The sequence below is a fragment of the Stenotrophomonas sp. YJH_SMC_17 genome, from assembly GCF_059371655.1.
In genome coordinates this window covers 74,443-93,695 of sequence record NZ_JCAFUU010000004.1, presented here as the reverse complement: position 1 = coordinate 93,695, position 19,253 = coordinate 74,443, and the positions used below count along the sequence as shown (strand labels likewise).

15 protein-coding genes are annotated in these 19,253 nt (G+C 63.9%); 8 read left to right on the top strand and 7 right to left on the bottom strand.

Annotated features, from left to right (window positions below):
- Nucleotides 1-22: 22 nt before the first annotated feature.
- The 3 genes from AC5P8Z_RS13110 to AC5P8Z_RS13100 all read right to left on the bottom strand — a co-directional run bounded on the left by AC5P8Z_RS13110 (nucleotide 23) and on the right by AC5P8Z_RS13100 (nucleotide 4,161).
- Nucleotides 23-1,456 carry a PepSY-associated TM helix domain-containing protein gene (locus tag AC5P8Z_RS13110; RefSeq protein WP_495229224.1) on the bottom strand — a complete coding sequence of 478 codons (1,434 nt, stop codon included), beginning with the start codon at nucleotides 1,454-1,456 and terminating at the stop codon, nucleotides 23-25.
- Between the two features lies 1 nt (nucleotide 1,457).
- Entirely contained in the window at nucleotides 1,458-3,497 is a 2,040-nt protein-coding gene (locus tag AC5P8Z_RS13105) for a TonB-dependent receptor (protein ID WP_495229223.1), read from the bottom strand.
- Between the two features lie 130 nt (nucleotides 3,498-3,627).
- The gene (locus tag AC5P8Z_RS13100; protein WP_495229222.1) at nucleotides 3,628-4,161 is read right to left on the bottom strand and encodes a DUF2946 family protein; all 534 of its coding nucleotides are present in this window, start codon (nucleotides 4,159-4,161) and stop codon (nucleotides 3,628-3,630) included.
- Between the two features lie 63 nt (nucleotides 4,162-4,224).
- Between AC5P8Z_RS13100 and AC5P8Z_RS13095 the strand changes: the two genes are divergently transcribed.
- The 3 genes from AC5P8Z_RS13095 (at nucleotide 4,225) to AC5P8Z_RS13085 (ending at nucleotide 7,199) form a co-directional block, all read left to right on the top strand.
- Complete coding sequence (locus tag AC5P8Z_RS13095; RefSeq protein WP_495229221.1) at nucleotides 4,225-4,704, top strand: DUF2946 family protein; 480 nt, start codon at nucleotides 4,225-4,227, stop codon at nucleotides 4,702-4,704.
- 135 nt (nucleotides 4,705-4,839) lie between these two features.
- Nucleotides 4,840-6,759 carry a TonB-dependent receptor gene (locus tag AC5P8Z_RS13090; protein ID WP_495229220.1) on the top strand — a complete coding sequence of 640 codons (1,920 nt, stop codon included), beginning with the start codon at nucleotides 4,840-4,842 and terminating at the stop codon, nucleotides 6,757-6,759.
- A 23-nt stretch (nucleotides 6,760-6,782) separates the two neighbouring features.
- On the top strand, nucleotides 6,783-7,199 hold the full coding sequence (locus tag AC5P8Z_RS13085; RefSeq protein WP_495229219.1) for a copper uptake system-associated protein: 417 nt from the start codon (nucleotides 6,783-6,785) through the stop codon (nucleotides 7,197-7,199).
- A gap of 1,647 nt (nucleotides 7,200-8,846) precedes the next feature.
- Here the strand turns inward: AC5P8Z_RS13085 and AC5P8Z_RS13080 are convergent.
- From AC5P8Z_RS13080 to AC5P8Z_RS13070, 3 genes are all read right to left on the bottom strand, one after another.
- Entirely contained in the window at nucleotides 8,847-9,368 is a 522-nt protein-coding gene (locus AC5P8Z_RS13080; protein WP_495229218.1) for a hypothetical protein, read from the bottom strand.
- A gap of 232 nt (nucleotides 9,369-9,600) precedes the next feature.
- Entirely contained in the window at nucleotides 9,601-10,164 is a 564-nt protein-coding gene (locus tag AC5P8Z_RS13075) for a hypothetical protein (protein WP_495229217.1), read from the bottom strand.
- 61 nt (nucleotides 10,165-10,225) lie between these two features.
- Nucleotides 10,226-10,705: a GNAT family N-acetyltransferase gene (locus AC5P8Z_RS13070; RefSeq protein WP_286071968.1), complete on the bottom strand. Its 480-nt coding sequence runs from the start codon at nucleotides 10,703-10,705 to the stop codon at nucleotides 10,226-10,228.
- Nucleotides 10,706-10,838: 133 nt separating this feature from the next.
- Between AC5P8Z_RS13070 and AC5P8Z_RS13065 the strand changes: the two genes are divergently transcribed.
- Both AC5P8Z_RS13065 and AC5P8Z_RS13060 read left to right on the top strand, forming a co-directional pair.
- Complete coding sequence (locus AC5P8Z_RS13065) at nucleotides 10,839-13,022, top strand: AsmA family protein (protein ID WP_495229216.1); 2,184 nt, start codon at nucleotides 10,839-10,841, stop codon at nucleotides 13,020-13,022.
- Between the two features lie 74 nt (nucleotides 13,023-13,096).
- Nucleotides 13,097-13,582, top strand: a complete 486-nt coding sequence (locus AC5P8Z_RS13060; protein WP_286071966.1) for a TspO/MBR family protein — start codon at nucleotides 13,097-13,099, stop codon at nucleotides 13,580-13,582.
- 16 nt (nucleotides 13,583-13,598) lie between these two features.
- Here AC5P8Z_RS13060 and AC5P8Z_RS13055 read toward each other — a convergent pair whose 3' ends face one another.
- The gene (locus tag AC5P8Z_RS13055) at nucleotides 13,599-13,892 is read right to left on the bottom strand and encodes a hypothetical protein (protein ID WP_286071965.1); all 294 of its coding nucleotides are present in this window, start codon (nucleotides 13,890-13,892) and stop codon (nucleotides 13,599-13,601) included.
- Between the two features lie 266 nt (nucleotides 13,893-14,158).
- On the opposite strand from AC5P8Z_RS13055, the gene AC5P8Z_RS13050 reads away from it, so the two are divergent.
- The 3 genes from AC5P8Z_RS13050 to AC5P8Z_RS13040 are packed head-to-tail and all read left to right on the top strand — an operon-like array spanning nucleotide 14,159 to nucleotide 19,252.
- Complete coding sequence (locus tag AC5P8Z_RS13050) at nucleotides 14,159-16,396, top strand: ATP-binding protein (RefSeq protein ID WP_495229215.1); 2,238 nt, start codon at nucleotides 14,159-14,161, stop codon at nucleotides 16,394-16,396.
- Nucleotides 16,393-16,860, top strand: coding sequence for a response regulator (locus tag AC5P8Z_RS13045; RefSeq protein ID WP_286071963.1), 468 nt, complete (start codon nucleotides 16,393-16,395; stop codon nucleotides 16,858-16,860). The genes AC5P8Z_RS13050 and AC5P8Z_RS13045 overlap by 4 nt, the downstream gene beginning before the upstream one ends.
- A complete protein-coding gene (locus AC5P8Z_RS13040; protein ID WP_495229214.1) occupies nucleotides 16,853-19,252 on the top strand; it encodes a response regulator in 2,400 nt (799 codons plus the stop codon). The genes AC5P8Z_RS13045 and AC5P8Z_RS13040 overlap by 8 nt, the downstream gene beginning before the upstream one ends.
- Nucleotide 19,253 lies beyond the last annotated feature (1 nt).

The window sequence follows — 19,253 nt, the reverse complement described above, 5'->3', positions numbered from 1 at the left end:
CGACTGGGCGTTGAACAATGAATCAGCAGGCTGGCTGCGTACGCCAGCGGCGGGTGGCAAGGAAATCAAGCAGTCCGACCAGCAGCAGCGACGCGCCGACGAGCGGGAAGATCAGGCCCCCGATGCACAGCAGCGCAAAGACGCCGGCAACGCTGCGGCCCTCTCGTGGGAGCGGCGGAACGCCCAGGCCGCCCAGCGGGCGTCGCTTCCACCACATCACCGCGCCGCTGGCGCACAGCAGCACAACGGCCAGGCAGGCGATCAGCAGGAACAAGCGGTTGGCCATGCCGTATTCCTGGCCCAGATGCACATTGATGCCCCATTCCAGGCTGCGGCCGAGCAGACCGTAGTCGGCATAGGTCATGTCCAGCAGCACGTTCCCGCTGTACTGGTCCAGATGGACGACCCGTTGCTGGTCCAGCGCCTCCGGATACACCGAGGCGGTATACACCCCCATCGGCCCGCGCGGGAGGCTGACGCTGTAGCCGGGTGCCAATCCCAAACGTTCAAATGCGTGGATGGCGGCATCGATGCCGATGGCACCCGGTTGCGGCGACAGTTCGCCAGAGGCGCTCCCACCGTGCCCTGCATGTCCCTCGTGGCTGTCATTGCCAGGCTTCGCCGCGTGTTGGGCATGCGACGCATCGGAGACGGGCAGGTGGGCCTGCCGCATCGACCAGGTGGGGGTCGTGGTGTCGGCCAGGCGCTGGTGGGACATGGGCACGCCCACGCGCACACCGGCCGGGTAGCCATAGTCGTGGCCATTGGCCCAGGCATTGACCTGCTTGCCCCAGACCACCGACCACGGCATGCCGGTGACTGACAGAAACAGCAGTACCAGGCCCACCCACACGCCTGTCACCGCATGCAGGTCCCGCCAGAACAGCCGTTGGCCCGGCTGCCCGCGTACGGTGATCACGCCACCGCGCTGTCCACGCGGCCACCATAGATAGACACCTGTGGCGACCAGCAGGATGGCCCAGCCCGCCGCGATCTCAATCAGTGCGCTGGCATAGCTTCCCAGCAGATCCAGGCTGTGCAGGCGCCGGACCACGCCCGAGAACGTGCCTTTCTCGGGCAAATGGCCCAGCACGTGCGATGTGCCGGGGTCCACGTAGTAGACCTGTCGTCGTCCGTCGTTTTCGACAACACCAATCTCCACACTGCCATCGGCACGTTCCGGTGTGGTGTAGCGAAAGACATCGCCCTTGGTTACAGCCTGCACGGCGGCGATATCTGCACTGGGCGCTGCCTTTTCCGCGCCAGCTGGCTCGACCACTTTCAGTTCCGCGTGGAGCAAACGATCAATGGGCTTCTGGTAGAGGTAGACGGCGCCGGTCAATGCCAGCCAGGCGATGAAGGGCAGGACAAACAGTCCGGCATAGAAATGCCACCGCCACACCGCACGATAGAAGCGCAGGCGATCCGCGGCGGAAGGGGAGACGGTGGCGTTCATCTCAGAGCTCCCGCGCCCAGGTCAGGTAGAGCGCACGGCCGTCGCCGGGCGAATAGCCCGAGGAGCCGCTGTCATACCAGGCGTACAGATAGGCCCGATCGGTGGCATTCTTCAGCTGCAGCGAAAGCTGGTTGCGCAAATTCAGCCTGTATGTGGCGCTCAGGTTGAGCAGCGCGTAGCCGCCAAAGCGGCCCAACGTATTGGTGCGCTCCACGTAGTAGTCACCCTGACCGTTACCCCAGGCACTGAAGGTCCAGTCCGGAGTGGGGCTGAACGCCACGCCAGCGCTGGCCAGCCAGTTCGGCACATTCTCGATCTGCCGGCCGCGGGTGGCCGGTGCGCTTGGATCGGGGACTTCGATGGTGGCCTTCTGCCGCGAATAGGACGCCCATGCCCGCCAGCGCGCATCCGGTTGCCAGTTGGCCTGCAGATCCCAGCCCCGGCGGCGGGTCTTGCCTACGTTGCCAACCTCATTGGTGCCAATGGTCCCGTTCACACCGAGGATCGTGGCCACCTCGTCGGATGCGGTCTGCTCCCACACTGCAGCGCGGGTCTGCAGGGCCGCCACTGGCGACCATTTCAATCCCGCTTCCCAACCTTCATTGATGGAAGGCGACAGATCGCCCGCCTGCGTGCGATAGGCGCCGTTACCGCTACCGATCTGGAAAGTGCGCCCCCAGTTCCCGTAGGCAACCAGCGACTCGCTGATGTCATAGGAAGCGCTGAACTTGGGCTGCTTGATCAGCCCATAGTCGTACACCGGCGCCGACGTGCCCGAGGAGACAGTGGTGAAGTCACCGTAGATGCGATCCACACGGTACGCCGGTACCAGCTTGAGCCGGTCGATCGGGCGGATCACCGCCTGCACGTACGCACCGCGGGTATCCAGATCGAAGTCCCAGTCGCGCAGGGTGGCCTGGCGTTGACGCTGCACGGTGCGGTAGCGCTGGGCGATGTTGTTCTGCCATTGGCCATCTACGCCGGCATCCACCACCAGCTCTGCCAGTGCGGTGTCCGGCCGCCAGGTGGCATTGAGGATCAGGCCACGCTGGGTTTCATCGTTGAACCGCTCCTGCTGCGCACCACCTTGGGTAAAGGTGACCCAACGCTGGTTGCGGTAGTCGTTCTGGTAGGCCTTGGCCGCCCACGTCCAGTTGCTGCCGATGCGACCGTCGAAGTGCAACGCGGTCTGGCGGGTCTCGCGTTCGCTCCGGTCGTCCTTGGCGTAAGCGGGAGACTGCTTCGGATCGGCCTGCAGTTCAGAGTAGCTGAGGTAGCCTGCTTCCAGTGCCGCGTTCTTGTAGTAGCGCATGGTCAAGCCTCCGCGCCAGGTACCGTCGGGATCTGTGTAGAACCACTTGCCGGCAAAGCTGCGTTGCGTGGCGTCGGCATGGTCACGTTCACCGGCCGATTGCCGCCAGCCGATGAAGTAATTCTGCGACCACGCCCCATGCTCGAAACCTTTGGCCAGTTGCAGGTCCTGCGTGCCGAAACTGCCCGCAGTCACGCTCAGCTGGCCGTCATTGCCGCCTTGGCGGGTAACCACGTTGACGTCGCCGGCGATGGCGTTGAGTCCGTAACGCGCGTCGTTGGTGCCGCGCACGATTTCCATGGCGGTGATATCCAGCGGCCAGACCGCGTCCAGGTAGGGCATACCCCCGGCGTTGTCGTTGCTGGGAATGCCGTCGATCAGCAGCTTCACTGCATTGATGCGGCCCTCGCCGTTGAAGCCACGGAACGAGAATCGCCCTGCGTCGGTGCCCATCTTGAACTGGGTCACCTGCACGCCGGGCGCGTTCATCAGCAGCTCCCAGCTGTGTTCAACGCGCTGCGACTGCAGCAGGTCTCCACCGATGACGTCGACGGAGCTGAAAACGGTGCGTGAATTCCGGTCCCAAGAGCCGTCGTTGGTTACCTGCACGGTGCCCAGGGTAAGTGAAGTGCCATCCTGCGCGGATGCTTCGGTCGACAACAGGGAAAGGCAGCCAAGCGCGGTGGCCAGGCTGAGCGAAAGCGTGGTGCGAATGAGGTTCTGGTTCATGGTCACAGCAAATGGCACCACCCGGCATAAGCCAGGTAGTGCGGAGATCGGGAAACGCCTTTGCGCCCGCGCAGTCAGGCGTAGGCGTTGAGTGGCATCGGCTGGGTGTCCGCGCGGCGGGCGCGGGCGATCAAGCGCGCAGGGGAGGGCCGCGGGCGCCGAGGTGCCCGGCGGCAATGCTGGAACCCCAGCTGAGCGTCCAGGCGCGGGCAAAGTGTGGCGGGCGCCAGCCGATCAGCGCGAGCAACAGGGCGACCAGCAGGCTCACCATGCGCGCTGCGATCAGGCAGTAGTCGCAGTCCACGCCCATATCGTGCCCGGCATGCGGGTCGTTGCGGGGTTTGCCGGCATGATCCTGCGGCGGACGCACCTCGGCGTGCGCGACCATTGCATCGTGGTCGTGGTCGTGGTCGTGGTCGGCGGACATCATCATTTCTGTCGCGTCGCCAGCACCGTGGTGGTGATGCTCGCCACCCTCATGCTGCTGCATCGCAGCAGGCTGGTGCTCAATGGCGTGTACTGCTTCGCTGTGGCCTGCTGCCGCGCTGTGCGCAACCCACCGGCTTACCAATGGGGCAAGCACGATGAGCAGCATGGCGACGAGCGCCATGAGGCCGAGGTTGCGGTGGAAGGGACGGAAGCGCACCCACGCATTGTAGGGCAAGGCCGGACGGGTGCCCGGCGGCCAGGAGCCGGTGCGACATGTGGTCGCACCTGGCATTCCTGAATGGAAAAGGACGAGATTGGACCCTACACTCGCCGCGTGAAGCGTATGGATACCCTCCACCGATGGATGACCCAGGCCGCGTTGCTGGCGGTGCTGCTGATCATGGCCGGGCCGGTACTTACGCGCAGCCTGGTGCATCCAGCAGCGGGGGCCTTCATTGCATCGGACATCTGCCACGGCGTGGCGAACGGCCCAGCGTCCGATGCCCTCGAATCATCATCGCCATGGCTTGTCCGTGGCACCCCGCAGGTGCTTTCGCACGGCGACCTTGAACCGAAGGGTACGCAGCAGGCCACGGCTGACCATGACTGCGCCTACTGCGTGCTGGCGGGTCGTTTGCTGGGCGGCATCTCCGCGCTGCCCTGGACGGGCAGCATGCTCCCGACGGTCGCCCCCCCGCCGGCAGCACCTCAGCCCCTGCCGCTGCTCACGCGCGCGGAAGGCTACTGGGCCACGGGTCCCCCGCTGCGCCGGAACTGAGCGCTTCGCCGCTCCCAGGTTTTCATACCGATGGTCCTGACTCCGCAACAGCGCGGTAGTGGCCTCGTTCCCAGGTTTACCCCCTCCGATTACCCGGAGGATGTGCGTTTGCGCGCGTTTGTTCAAAGGACACCCATGTCTCTTCCTTGCACCCGCCCATTGGCGCTCGCCCTTGCCGCGCTCTGCGTGCCCGCGGCCCATGCGCAGCCCATCGAGGCCACCTCGCTGGACCGTATTTCAGTGGTCGCATCGCCCATCATCGAATCCAACGAAATCGACGCACACGGCTCGCTGACCACGGTCGTCGGTGCCCAGCAGATCCGTGATCTGAACGCACTGGACCTTTCCTCGGCTTTGCGTCGCACCCCGGGCGTTACGGTCTCGCGCTTCAACCCGGTCGGCGCCTTCGGCGGTGGCGAGGGCGGGGCGGTCTACATCCGGGGCCAGGGCGCCAGCCGCCCGGGGTCGGAGATCAAAACCTACATCGATGGCATTCCTTTCTATATGGGGGTCTGGGACCACCCGCTGCTCGACCTGCTGCCCGTACACGCAGTGCAGCAGATCAATGTGCTGAAGGGCCCGCAACCTCACCGGTACGGCAACACCTTCTCCGCCATCGACCTGACCACCACGGCCGCTCCCGATCAGGGGCAACGTAACGGCCTGCAGCTCACCGGTGGAAGCTACGGAACGGTCACCGAAAACGCGCTGCTCAGCGGACGCACGGGCGACATCGACTACGTAGTGGCCCAAGGGTATGCCCGCTCTGACGGTGCCCGATCACACGGGGAAGGACGTCTGCTCAACGGCATGGCCAAGCTGGGCTATCGTGTGGATGACCACTGGCGGGTGGGACTCACGCTGCTGTCCGCTGACAACCGGGTGTCTGATCCTGGCGAGGTGGGCAGACCTGAGACCCGCTCTGGCCAGTTCAATACCCGCGGCACCCTGATCACGGCCACAGTGCAGCACATGCACGACGCGGCATCCGGCGAGCTGTCGCTGTACCGCAACAGCGGGCGGGGCAGTGCACTGAGCCAACCCGGCTTGGATGGAGACACGCTGTCGGACTTCGATCTTAAAGGCATCCGCTGGACCGAGTCAGTGCAGGCAGGCCGCGGTACCGTAAGTGGCGGCGTGGACATCGACCAGATTGATGGCACGGTGCGCTTCCAGCGTGTTTCGCCGGCGCCGGCCGCTTACTTCAGAGGACCTTCCCTGCGCATCGCCGCTCCCCACCTGGCCTATGCCCATCCCATTGATCTCGGGGGCCGATGGACCCTCACCCCATCGGCCGGTCTCCGGGCCTACGACCACAACGTGTTTGAAAACACGTTGGCGCCCCACGCGGGTGTGTTGCTAAGCGATGGGCCCGTAAGCCTGCGAATGAATGCTTCGCGCGGAGTGAACTACCCGGGTCAAGGCGTGGTAGTGCTTTCGTCGCTGATACCGGCACTGGCGGAAAGCTGGAAAGGCCTGAAGCCTGAAACCAGCAAGCACGTGGAAATCGGCGCCCGTTTTGAACTCGCACCGGGCGTCGTAGTGGATGCGTCGTTGTTCCAGGACGACTACCGCAACCGCTATGTCTTTGCCTTCCCGCCGGCAGTAGCAATGCCGATGTTCACCAACTTGGGCAGCTATCGCATGCTTGGCGGAGAGGCCACGGTGACCGCGGCGGCCGGTGAGCACGCCGAGCTGTTCGCCGGCTTCACCTGGTTGGACGCGGATCTGGCGCAGGCACCCTATGCGCCGCGCCGGGCGTTGAGTGCTGGTGTGAATACCCGATGGCAGGCTTGGCGCCTGAGTGCCGACGCGCAGTATCAGGATGCCATGTACGTGCTGGGCAAGGCGCGCTCGGCAGAAGGTTCTGGCTTCAGCCGCGTGTCTCCCTTCGCAGTGGTCAACCTGCGCGTCGCGCGCAGCGTGGCCGCACTCGGCAACGAAGGTGAAGTGTTTGTTGCGGTGGAGAATCTGCTGGATCGCAATTACGCCTATCGCACCGGCTATCCCATGCCCGGCCGCAATGCGCAGCTGGGCCTGCGTATCGGTTTCTGATGCATCTCAACAGGAGTTGACCCATGAAGACGGCTTTCTGCACCTTGCTTATCGCGCTGGGCCTGCTGGTGGGCGACGCTGCACGCGCCGCACCGGCCACGGATGCCAGCCAGATCCAGACGCTCATGAAGGGCATCTGGGAGCGCCCAGACTCACGCTTGGACATCGACCCCATCACAGTACAAGGCACCCATGCGGTGGCCGGTTGGACCCAGGGAACGCACGGTGGGCGTGCGCTTCTGCGCCGCGTCCAGGGCAAATGGGAGGTTGTTCTGTGCAGCGGCGATGCCTTGCTGGAGGAGAAATTCCTGCAGGACGCCGGAGTGGCAGCGCCCGATGCGAAACTGCTCGCAACGCGCACCAGAGCAGCGGAGAGTCGTCTTTCCAAGGAAAAGGTTGCCCAGTTCAGCCGATTCCAGGGGATCGTGCGGATGAAGTAAACGCGATGTGGCTGGCCCAGCTGTTCGCTGGGCCAGCTAGCTGATCAGCTTGGCAGAAGGAGTCACGAAACCCGGCCGGAACCGGACATCGGCGGGGCGGGGGATTAGGGAGATCTATCGGGGGTAAGGAAGGGCAGATCTTGACCTACTTAGTTTCTCATTGGGGAATGAGCAGTTCCACTCCAATTGGAGCAGTGGATCGGAACGCTTTATGGGGAGCAGGGCTGTATAGATTTTGCTGCAAGAGGCATCAGTTCAAGTTCGGCCGCCGTGCAGTGCACTTGGCGCTGGCACTGATATCAGCCCTTTCGCAATGCATTTCGCTTTGTGCGATGGGGCATTAGTATCGTCTTCTCAAATTCTGAGTTGCGCGCCTTGCACCCTTCGAACACGGATCGGATGGCCTTCAGTCTCTCAAGAAGTTCTGAAGGATGGGGGATTTCCTGCTGGCTGTCGGAAGGTACGTTATGCGAAGTAACGCATTGATTGTATTGTATTTTTTTTAGTTCGACCTGATACTACATCGAGTCGTCAACCTCATCAATACCTGGCGCTGCCCAAGACGCACGTAGCACGAACCGCATGGGCATCATCACCAGCGCGGCCGGGCCACGCCTAGTGGCCGTCTGAAAGGCGAGCTAAAAGCGTGGGGGAAACATCCCGAATTGTCTGGCCAAGGTTCAGCGCAAGGATCACGGTTCACCAGCGGCCATCATCGCTAGAAGACGAGAATTCTTGCTTGGCCACGGCGAGGACAAGATCCGGGTCCAGAGCAAGTACCTCTGATGGCTTCGCGCCGGACAATAGAGCATGCGGAGCGACCAGCCACTCGATTTCCTCCCACCCAGACGTAGGTTCGCCGCTTGAAACGCCATATGGCTCACGCAGTAGCGCCAACACTGCAGAGAGGTCAGCCCAAGGTGTCCCAGCAGGATCGAGCTGCCACTGTGGAAAGAGATAGAGCTTCCGTTCTGCGATCCATACGCGCAAAACGCTGTCAGATTGAAGGCAGTGCTTCAGGGGCCGGCCCGGGAGGGCATCCGGGCTCAGCAACGCTTCGAAAGTGTCCGCATCGAGCCAATCTGTCGCGACATCCACCGACGCCTGCTGCAGAAGCTGCTTGCCGCAAGAATGCCACGGCTCGCCACTCAGGTAACCTGTGGGGGAAACGTCTCAATCCATCTGACCAGTCAGGTCGAGGGGGGCCCACAAGCGCAGCTAGCCGTCGGCAGCGCGTGTACGGTGCAGTACCGATACACCTGATCCACCATTGGGCGAGGTGACGACCATGAATCTGATGATTGCCATGCTCCGCGGATTCGTCCAGGGCGCCAGGGAAACCCCGGCCGGGTTCTTCTCTCCGATAACTGGCCTGTGGCGGATCATGTCTACTCAGACAGATCGGGCCATCCCCAGGCACCGGCGGAAAGCGCTTCGTTGAGGACGGACAGGCCTTCGATAACTTAAGAGGCTCCTTAAACAGCGAGCTCAACTGGTCCTGTAACGGTAGAAATGTTTGCAACGGGCCAATCTACAGCCAGAAATCTCTGCATGGGTTCACGGCGAGCCAGTATTGTCTGCCTGAAGGGGCAGAATCTCTGCCTGATCAGGGCAGAATTGTCTGTCGACGAACACCAAGCCAGAGCTTCATCCATTGCCACGCGGAGCTGACAAAGCCCGCCATCGATTGATACAAAATTTCGCATAATGTATATTATGTTCACGCTGCCCATCGAGCGCAGACCGACAACCTCCCCACAGACCCATAACCATCCCTGTACCTGAAACCCCTGCCTGTGGCGGCAACTCTCCAACTGTCAGACTCTGCGCGATCAACACCGCCAGCAACGGAATGGCAATCCCGTACACGTACTGCGTCAGCGTGAGCCCGATGCCAAACGGGAACCAGATCGTCGGAACACCCAGCGCGCCGAGTTCGCTCGTGTACTGCGATATGGCGATCACCAGCATCACGATAAGCGCAAAGCCACGCACAGGCCCTTGACGGAAGATGCGCACGGCGACGGCCAGCAACAACCCGAGCGTACCCAGTCGGAAGACCTGCGTGAGTGAGGCGGCCCCTATGGCACCTGCCACACCCCCCAGCGCTGCAAGTGTCAGCGCGCTGGCATCGATCGTCCGCGAGGGAGGAAGTCCCAGCGATTCCACGCCAGTGCCCAGGTAACAACGATTGATGGCTGCTGCGCTGGCGAAGCGCCGATGCCAGCACGATTACCATGATCATGGCCAATGGCTCGACCACCTCCACGATATAGCCTGCAACGGTACGCCACCATTGAATGTGGAACAGCGCCCGGCTCTCCGGTAGTGGGGCGAGTGTCGGCGCCACATGGATACCGCCGCTTGCAGGGCCAACAGCGCTGCCGGGCTGCATGAACACTCATACGGCGATAACTCCCTGCGTTCCTGCTGCATCTGCTGGAAGCGGAAAGATCATCGGCCGCGTGCCCACCACGCGAGGCGCGTCCCCTAGCCTGCCCGATCCTCCCAGGCGATCACCGTTCCAGAAGAGTTCGTAGCCATCTTCCACGGCGGTAGGCCCCAGGATGTCCCATGCGCGGTCTCCCTCTGGAATCGAAAGTGTGCGTCGATACCAGGCATATCCCTGGTAACCATAGTGGTCATGCGCCATCCACCCGCTTACATAGTTGGGCAGCCCCACGTCTCCGTCGTTGCTGCTGGCCGGCGCACTGAGGTCGAGCGTTTCCCAGGACGCGTCGTCGACCGGGATGCCCGCCCAGCGAGAATCGTCACCAACGTGGAATTTCCACGGACCGTCGATCAGGGGCGCAACAGCGCGGAGCCTGGCTGGATCAGGCCGACCGCCAATGGCAAGGACGACGGCAGTAAACACCCAGGCCAGCAAGGTAAGAAGGACGATCCATTGAAAGAGCGTGCGTTGCCGGAAGGGTGCAGCGGAGGGAAATCCGGTCGATGTAGCCATTACTGGTCCTCCGAAATCAATCGGACAGGCAACCCGCACGAAACCGGGTGTCCGCGCCTGCCTACAGAAACCTGTGCATCACAAAGACATCCACCAGACCCAACTTCCCATGCTGGAACGCCTTCGGCAGCGTGCCCACCACCTCGAACCCCAACTTCCGGTACAGCGCTACGGCTGGAGCATTGGTGCTGACCACGTAATTGAACTGCATGGCCAGGAACCCTTGCGCCCTCGCCTGCTCCAGGCTGTGTTCAACCAGCGCACGGCCTACCCCACGCCCTTGTAACGACGCATCCACCAGATAGGTCGCGCTGGCCACATGAGAGCCCAGGTCGGGAAAATTCGCGCCCATCTTGTACATCCCGACAACCTGGCCCTCCAGTACGGCCACATGCGGCATCTGGGCCTGGAACCAGTGACTCCGGAACGTACCTGCCTCGTACGAGCCGGCAAACGGCAGTGCGTCCTGCGGCGCAATGGCGGCCTTGAACAGGCCCCACATGACGTCGAAATCGCCGGCGTTGGCAGGTCGAATCTCCACGCGGCTCCTGCAGATCTCAGCGAATGACCTGGCCGGACACTACCAGAATCCAGCCTGGGCCACATGGATGCTTCACGCGGCGCCGCAGCGCGCTCAGCAATAGTTGAGTTCATCCCAGTCCCTAGAGCAATACATGTCCCCTACGCCCGCGCGCATTCGACACCGGTTCCACCGATGGCGCGTGGCTGGCTACATTGCACTGGGCCTGTACGCGCTGTACCTCCTGGCCGGCAACATCTTCCTCAACACACCACTGTTCGACCAGGTCACCAACCGCAAGCTGCACAAGTTCGTGATGACCACGGGCCCGGCCATCACGCTACTCCCCGGCCACGTGATCGCCTGGAACGTGCACATGCGCGGCCACGTCAACCACACCGTCTACGTGCTGCACGCCGATCGGGCAAGCGCCAGGCTGGCAGTCCTGCCGCTGTTCCGGCGCGAAGTACGGGTTCCGCGCCTGCAGGCCACGGGCGTATCAGCCGAGATCAGCCGCGTTGAAGAGGCCATTCCGCCGCCCCCGCGCAGCGACCAGGGGTGGACGCTGCGTTTCGATGCCATCCACAGCGACAGCATCCGCAGCGCCCGTTTCGGCAAGCTGCTGATCATCGGCAAGGGCCAAGGCACGGTCGGCTTCGTCAAGCAGCTGCGCGGCGGTCCTTCGGAACTGCTGGATTCAACAGTCACATTCAAGGGTGCAGACACCAGTTTCGACGGGGTGCAGCTGCTGGGCGACATGAACCTGGCTGCGCGCTTCAGCTACCCACGCCACTACCGTGACCAGGCGCCTGGGCTGGCCAAACTGAAGATCCTGCATGCCCAGCTGGACGTTGATGCACGCAGCCAGGGCCTGCGTATGGATACGGATGCCACCACCCCAAAGATCTCCAGCGCCCCGGTCCCGGGCCGCCTGCAGCTCTCGGCACACCTGATCGATGGTCAGCTGCAACCCGGCGACCGCGCTCTCTGGCAGGTGCCGCTCTATCTTGGCGACGGGGCTCCAGACCGCGGCATGCTGGCCCTTCAGCTCAACGTGGCCAACGACCTGCGCCTGCAGGCACGCCTGCCACCACGGCCCGGCTCAGGCAGCGAAGTGGACGCGGACCTGCACATCACCGGCCGTGAAATCCCCTTTCAGGATCCGGGCCAGTTGCTGGAGCGCAGTTCAGGTACGGTACGCGGCGAATGGACATTCACCTCGCTCAACTGGATCCCTGCCCTGTTCGTCCGCAAGCCGTGGCTGCAACTCGACGGCGGCGGCACGCTGAAGGCCGACCTGCGGCTGCACAATGGCGAGCTGAGCGAAGGCAGCACGGTGGACATTCCCTCTGCCGAGGCGGTTGCCGAGGTGGCGGGCGTCCGGCTTGCCGGTACCGCCAGCGCGCATGGGGAACTGAAGTCAGGTACTCCGAATCAGGCGCTGCTTGCGGTCCGCCTGCCCCGCTTCACCGCCCGCCCCACCGACGCCAAGGATGTTCGGCTGTTCGACGGCCGCGATCTGGCCTTGGACCTGACCGGCGACGGCCGCCTGCAGGAACTGCGCAAGGGGGTGCGCGCGCATCTGAGCTTCAGCAAGGCCACGATTCCGGATCTGTCCGCCTACAACCGTTATCTCGGTTCAAAACAGGTGCGCCTGCTGCGCGGCACCGGCTCGCTCAGCGGTGATGCCGTCCTCGATACCGACGGCCGCGTTGGCCATGGCACGGCCCACCTGCAGGGGCGCAACACCAGCGCCAAGGTTGCCGGCTTGGACATGGGCGGCGATGTGGACGTGAACGCAACACTGCGCCGGGGCGACTTCAACCAACGTCATTTCGACCTGTCCGGCACCACCGTCGAGCTACGCAACGTGCAGATTGCCGGCACTGAACGCTCGACCCGGTGGAAGGGGCGTGCGGCCTTCAGGCGCGGCCGCATCGATGCGCAATCGCCCTTCCAGGTGGACGCCACCACCGACCTGACACTCAGCGATGCACGGCCCTTGCTGGCTCTGTTTGCCGAGCGCACGGACTACCCGCGCTGGACCTTGTCGCTGCTGGATTCCGGCCAGGTGGATGCACAGGCCAGGCTGCGCTGGCGCCCCGGCCATCTGGTGATCGATGGCCTGCACGCCGAGAATGATCGGCTGTCGGTGCGCGCTCGACTGGATCTGCTGGAACAGCGCAAGCGCGGTGACCTTTATCTGCGCTGGGGGCTGCTGGGAGCGGGCATCGAGCTGGATGGCGACCAGCGCCAGTGGCACCTGACCAAGGCGCGCGAGTGGTTTGACCAGCGCCCTTCCCTGCTGCCTGCAAGCACTGGCCGGTCGTCAGACTGAAAGCTGCGGCGCCTGCATCCAAATGCCGCTTTCATGCGTATGCAGCGGCATACGGAGCATGGAGCGGTATCGAAATGAAGCGAGGCACACAGATTTCCGGGTTTCTGGGCTGGTTGGCGATCACCTTCGCTGCGGCCGCATTGGGCGCGTGGGCGTCTTCATCGGCGGCCACCTTCTATGCCTCGCTTGCCTTGCCGGCGTGGGCGCCGCCGGCTGGCGTGTTTGGCCCTGTTTGGACGCTGCTCTATGCGCTGATGGCGGTTGCGGCTTGGCGGGTCTGGCGGGAGCGCGGCTGGCGCGGCGCGCAACCGGCACTGCGGCTCTATCTGTTGCAGTTGGCCGTCAACGCACTGTGGAGCTGGCTGTTCTTCGGCTGGAAACTTGGCGCCCTTGCGTTCGCGGACATTGTTTTGCTGATTGCGCTGGTGTGCGCCACGATCGTCAGGTTTGCGCGCATCAGTCGCACTGCCGCAGCAATGCTGCTGCCCTACCTGGCCTGGATCGTGTTTGCCTGCGCGCTGAACTACGCGGTCTGGCGCGCCAATCCCGCACTGCTGTGAGCGCAACAGATCTGAGTCACGCTTGGGCGATGGCCTGCGGGCGCCACGCCCGCAGCAGCGAGGACTTGAAGGCCTGCTGGCCACAGCCGGTGGGGCAGCGCACCACTCTGGCCGCGGAATGGCTCACCAACCCTCGGCCTTCCTCTGCCTTGAACACCGTTTCGCAGGAAAGGCAGCGGGCCACCAGTGAGTACAGGTGAAGAAGACGGCCGCTGGCAGGATCCTGCAGGGCATCCACATCCAACAGTTCAAACTGGCAGCTGTCAGGCAGCATGCGGTACGGAAGAGATGGCAGCGTCTGCAGGTTCACGGGCGTGGCAACGGTTGAAGGTGGATCCACGGTAGGGCAATCGCTGTCGAGCTGGCGTGCAGCCGATATGCAGTGGATGCAAAACATTTGCACGGACGCCTTACACATCGTCCGCCGTTGCGTAGATGAAGAATTCAGGTTTGAATGAAACGGCCTTCACATGCATCAGGTGGTAGGCGAATGCGTGATTTTGCTTCACCATCCCTGCTAGCCGGATGTATCGCTGGGCTTTTCCAGCAATCCATGAAACATGAGTCCCTCCGTTGATGCCTTCTGCCCAGTCCACGCCCGACCTTGCGCTGTCCCGTTGTGCGCGCGAACCCATCCACACACCCGGCGCGATCCAGCCCTATGGAGTGCTGCTGGTGCTGGAGCCGCAGTCGTTGCGGGTGCGCGAGCGTGCCATCAGTCAGCCGAGTGTGCTGCAGCAGTTCGGTGAGCCGCTGCTGCAGCACGTCAGCGAGGTGCTCGGCGGTGTGCTGGCACCGTTCCAGGCGTTGCTCCAGAAGGCCACCATCGGCACCAGTGCGCACGTGGGCGCCGTTCACCTGGATGGCCACGGCCGCCATCAGCTGCTGGTGCATCGCTCCGCCACCGACCTCCTTGTCGAGCTTGAAGCGCCGATTGCGGGCCAGTCCGGTTCGCTTGAAGAGCTGTATCCGGCCATCCGCGAGCTCATGACCGGCATCGAATCGGCCACAACAGTGGAAGACCTGTGCCAGCTGGCCGCCGCGCACATGCGCCGGCTCACCGGCTTCGACCGCACCCTGGTCTATCAGTTCGACGCCGGCTGGAACGGCATCGTGGTGGCGGAAGAAGGCAATGGCCTGTTGCCTTCCTATCTGGACCTGCGTTTTCCTGAATCCGACATTCCCGCCCAGGCCCGCGAACTCTACCGCCGCAACCGGGTGCGCCTGATCGCGGACAACAACTACACCCCGGCCCCGTTGATGCGGGCCGAAGAGCATCGCGACGCACCGCCGACCGACCTGAGCCTGGCCGTGCTGCGCAGCGTCTCGCCGGTGCACCTGCAGTACATGCGCAACATGGGTACCGGGGCATCAATGTCGGTCTCACTGGTCCATGAGGGCCAGTTGTGGGGACTGGTGTCGTGCCATACGGTGCAGCCGCGCCGGCTGCCCTATCACGTGCGCACGGCCTGCGAGCTCATGGGCCAGATCCTGTCGCTGCAGATTGCCCTGAAGGAGCGCGCACGCGCGATCGAAGAACGCGTGGCTCGCCGTTCCGTGTTGGTCAAGCTGCTCGCACGCATGGCCGGCGACGAGGACTTCATTGCCGCGCTGCGCCTGGATGAGGCAAGCCTGCTGTCCCTGACCGGTGCCGCTGGCGCGGCCATCGTGCACAAGGGCGAATGCATGCGTCTTGGTCAGTGCCCTTCTGCGAGCGACGTCCTGGCACTGGCAGACTGGTTGTCCACGCAGCATGCCGGCCAGGAAATCTACTGCACCGATCATCTCACCGCCGACTGGGCGCTGGGCGCGCGCCTGGCGGGGGTGGCCAGTGGCCTGCTGGCCGTCTCCATCTCGCAGCTGCATGACAGCTACCTGATGTGGTTCCGCCCAGAGGTGGTGCGCACTGTCAGCTGGGGTGGCGACCCACGAAAGACCGCAGCGCCGGATGTCGTGCTGTCTCCACGCCACTCCTTCGAGGCATGGAAGGAGACCGTGCAGCAGCGCAGCCTGCCATGGGGCGACGCCGATCGCGATGCCGCGCACGAGATGCGCACAGCGATCGTCGACATCGTGCTGCGCAAGGCCGAGGAGATGGCCGAGCTGAACGAGCAGCTCCTGCGCAGCAACAAGGAACTGGAGGCATTCTCCTACTCGGTCAGCCACGACCTGCGCGCCCCCTTCCGCCACATCGTCGGTTATTCGGAGTTGCTGGGCAGCTCGGCCGGTGAGCGCCTCAACGAGACCGAACGGCGCTTCCTGGACACGATCGTGGAATCGGCCAAGTCCGCCGGCACGCTGGTGGACGACCTGCTCAGCTTTTCGCAGATGGGACGCTCCACGCTGGGACGGGTACGGCTGGACATGGCCATGCTGGCCGAGGATGTCCGCAAGAGTCTGGCGCTGGACTACGCCGGCCGCGAGGTGCAGTGGACGATGGCGCCACTGCCGGAGGTGGAAGCAGACCCGACGATGCTGCGCCTGGTCTGGCAGAACCTGCTGTCCAATGCGGTCAAGTTCACCCGCGAGCGCGACGAGGCAGTGATCGAGGTCGGCCACGAACGCAGCGACGATGAAGACCACTTCTTCGTGCGCGACAACGGCTGCGGCTTCGACATGCGCTATGTGGACAAGCTGTTCGGCGTGTTCCAGCGCCTGCATCACGTCGAGGAATTCGAGGGCACCGGCATCGGCCTGGCCAACGTGCGTCGCATCATTGGCCGCCATGGCGGCCGCACCTGGGCCGAAGGCGAACCCGGCAAGGGCGCCACGATCCACTTCACCCTACCCCGTTCCACAGGAGACCACCCATGAGGGACCTGCGGCCGATCCTCCTGGTCGAGGACAGCCCGAAGGATGCCGAACTGACACTGGCCGCGCTGTCGCGCTGCCAGCTGCTGAATGACGTCATCCATGTACGAGACGGCGCCGAAGCGCTGGACTACCTGCGCTGCGAGGGAAAGTTCGCCGGGGCCAACCATGGTGGCCCCGTGGTGGTGCTTCTGGACCTCAAGTTGCCAAAGGTCAACGGGCTGGAAGTGCTGGAACAGGTTCGCGGGGATCCGCAGCTGAGCAGCACCCCGATCGTCATGCTGACCTCTTCCCGCGAAGAGCAGGATCTCGTGCGCAGTTACGAACTGGGTGTGAATGCCTTCGTGGTGAAGCCGGTCGACTTCAAGGAATTCTTCGACGCGATCCAGGGATTGGGCATGTTCTGGGGCATCACCAACCAGCCACCGCCACATCGTCCCACCGGTACGGGGCAGCCCAATGCATGATGGATCGCGCCGCAGCGAGCGGCTGCGCATCCTCATGCTGGAGGACAGTGCGCTCGATGCGGAGCTGATCACCGCACAGCTGCAGCGCGCCGGCCTGGACTTCGAGGCCGAGCGGCTGTGGACCCGGAACGCCTTCATCGAGGCAATCGACAGCCGGCCGTTCGACGTGATCCTCGCCGATCATGTCCTGCCGGGCTTCGATGGCGACGCCGCACTTGCGCTGGCGCGCGAGCGTGTGCCGCAGACACCCTTCATTTTTGTCTCCGGCACGCTGACCGAGGAGCTGGCGGTACAGGCACTTACGCGCGGTGCCCGCGACTATGTGGTGAAGCAACGCCTGCAACGCTTGCCCGATGCGATCCGCCGCGCTCAGCAGGAGGCGCACGAGCGCACGCAGCTGGCCAATGCGCAGGCCGCGCTGAACGACAGCCAGGCCCAGTTGCAGCAGGTGACCGACGCCGTTCCTGCACTGATCGCCCAGCTGGACAAGGACCATCGCTACCGGTTTGCCAACAAGGCGTTCCTGGACTGGCATGGCTTCAGCCTTGCCGAATTGCTGGGCCGCACGGCACGGGAAGTCAGTGGCATTTCTGCGTTCGAACACGCGTTGCCCAGCCTGGAGCGCGTGCTTCAGGGCGAGCGCACCAGCCTCCAGGTGGAACTGATCCATCGCAGTGGGCAGTCACGATTCGTGCAGATGGATTGCGTGCCGGAACACGCGGCCGACGGCAGCGTGGTTGGCTACATCTGCATGGGCAGCGACATTTCCCTGCTGAAGCAGGCCGAGCTGGCGCTGCGCGAAGACAACCAGGAACTGGAGCGACAGGTGCAGGCACGCACGGCCGAGTTGAGGGCCAGCAAGCGTCGCCTGCAGGCCATTTTTGAATCCAGCTTCCAGCACCAGGTACTGCTCGATCTTTCCGGCGGCGTGGTTGACGCCAACGTCGCCTCGCTGGCCGCCGTGCTGGCCGACAAGAAGGATGTGGTGGGCCAGCCTTATCTGCAGTCGCCGTGGTTTGCCACGACCGACGAGGTTGCAACGACCGTTGGTCAGGCCGTCACCGATGCCGTGAATGGCCACAGCTCGCTGCATGCGCTGGATATCGAGTTGCCGACCGGACGGCGCAGCTTCGACTTTTCGTTCCGTCCCCTGCTGGACGCAGACGGTGCGGTTACGGCCGTGGTCTCCGAGGCGGTGGAAACCACTGCCCGGCTTCAGGCCGAGCACGCGCTGCGCCAGTCTCAGAAGATCGAGGCCGTGGGACAGCTGACCGGTGGCATCGCTCACGATTTCAACAACATCCTGACGGTCATCTCCGGCAACGTCGAACACGCCATGCTGCTCAGCGAGCGCGCTGGTGAATCGGCCGCGTTGGTCGGCCGCGCCCTGGACAATGCGCTGAAGGGCGTGGGTCGTGCTGCCAGCCTCACCCAACGGTTGCTGGCATTTGCCCGCCGCCAACCGTTGCATAGCCAGGCGGCCAACCTCAATGACCGCCTGCTGGACATGCAAGACATGCTGCAGCGTGCGTTGGGCGAGCTGGTACAACTGGAGATCCGCAGCGCCCAGGACATCTGGTGCGTGGAGATCGACGTCAGCCAGCTGGAGGCCTCGGTGCTCAACCTGGCGGTCAACGCGCGTGATGCAATGCCCCACGGTGGCCGGCTGGTGATCGAGATCGACAACAGTCATCTGGACCACGATTACGCCGCGCTGTTCCCCGATGCCGAACCCGGCGAGTACGTGATGCTTCGCGTGCGCGACAGTGGGCACGGCATGGATGCAGCCACGCTGGCGCGCGTATTCGAGCCGTTCTTCACCACCAAGCAGGTCGGCCGCGGCACCGGGCTGGGCTTGTCGATGGTGCACGGCTTCGTCAAGCAATCCGGTGGCCATGTCCTGATCGATTCGATGGAAGGCGCCGGCACCAGCATCACCATGATGTTCCCGCGCTCGCCGCTGGCGCTGCCCAGCGAAGCGGGTGCGCCGCAGTCTGGCCTGGCCGGGTACGCGCCGCGTGAGGAAACCGTCCTGGTGGCCGAGGACAACGACGATGTGCGTGCGCACACAGTTGAGTCACTGCGCCTGCTGGGCTACCGCGTACTGGAAGCGCATGACGGACCGTCGGCGCTGCGATTGCTGGAGCGCCCGGACACGAGGGTCGACCTGCTGTTCTCCGACGTGGTGATGCCCGGGATGTCGGGCTGGGAGCTGGTCCGCGAGGTCCGCGAGCGCTGGCCTGAAGTTGCTGTGCTGTTCACTTCGGGCTATCCACGCGACCACGAGGCGGTGGGTAGTCAGGGGCGGTTCGCTGCGCTGCTGCCGAAGCCGTTTACCCGCAGTGACCTTGCACAGGCGGTACGCACCGCGCTGGACGCTGCCGCGCACTGAG

Excerpts from the sequence above, each read along its gene's own strand:
- AC5P8Z_RS13045 (WP_286071963.1), top strand. The coding sequence starts at position 16,393 with ATGAGGGACCTGCGGCCGATCCTCCTGGTCGAGGACAGCCCGAAGGAT.
- AC5P8Z_RS13075 (WP_495229217.1), bottom strand. The coding sequence starts at position 10,164 with ATGGCTACATCGACCGGATTTCCCTCCGCTGCACCCTTCCGGCAACGC.
- AC5P8Z_RS13085 (WP_495229219.1), top strand. The coding sequence starts at position 6,783 with ATGAAGACGGCTTTCTGCACCTTGCTTATCGCGCTGGGCCTGCTGGTG.
- AC5P8Z_RS13060 (WP_286071966.1), top strand. The coding sequence starts at position 13,097 with ATGAAGCGAGGCACACAGATTTCCGGGTTTCTGGGCTGGTTGGCGATC.
- AC5P8Z_RS13105 (WP_495229223.1), bottom strand. The coding sequence starts at position 3,497 with ATGAACCAGAACCTCATTCGCACCACGCTTTCGCTCAGCCTGGCCACC.
- AC5P8Z_RS13110 (WP_495229224.1), bottom strand. The coding sequence starts at position 1,456 with ATGAACGCCACCGTCTCCCCTTCCGCCGCGGATCGCCTGCGCTTCTAT.
- AC5P8Z_RS13095 (WP_495229221.1), top strand. The coding sequence starts at position 4,225 with ATGGAAAAGGACGAGATTGGACCCTACACTCGCCGCGTGAAGCGTATG.
- AC5P8Z_RS13050 (WP_495229215.1), top strand. The coding sequence starts at position 14,159 with ATGCCTTCTGCCCAGTCCACGCCCGACCTTGCGCTGTCCCGTTGTGCG.
- AC5P8Z_RS13040 (WP_495229214.1), top strand. The coding sequence starts at position 16,853 with ATGCATGATGGATCGCGCCGCAGCGAGCGGCTGCGCATCCTCATGCTG.
- AC5P8Z_RS13090 (WP_495229220.1), top strand. The coding sequence starts at position 4,840 with ATGTCTCTTCCTTGCACCCGCCCATTGGCGCTCGCCCTTGCCGCGCTC.
- AC5P8Z_RS13065 (WP_495229216.1), top strand. The coding sequence starts at position 10,839 with ATGTCCCCTACGCCCGCGCGCATTCGACACCGGTTCCACCGATGGCGC.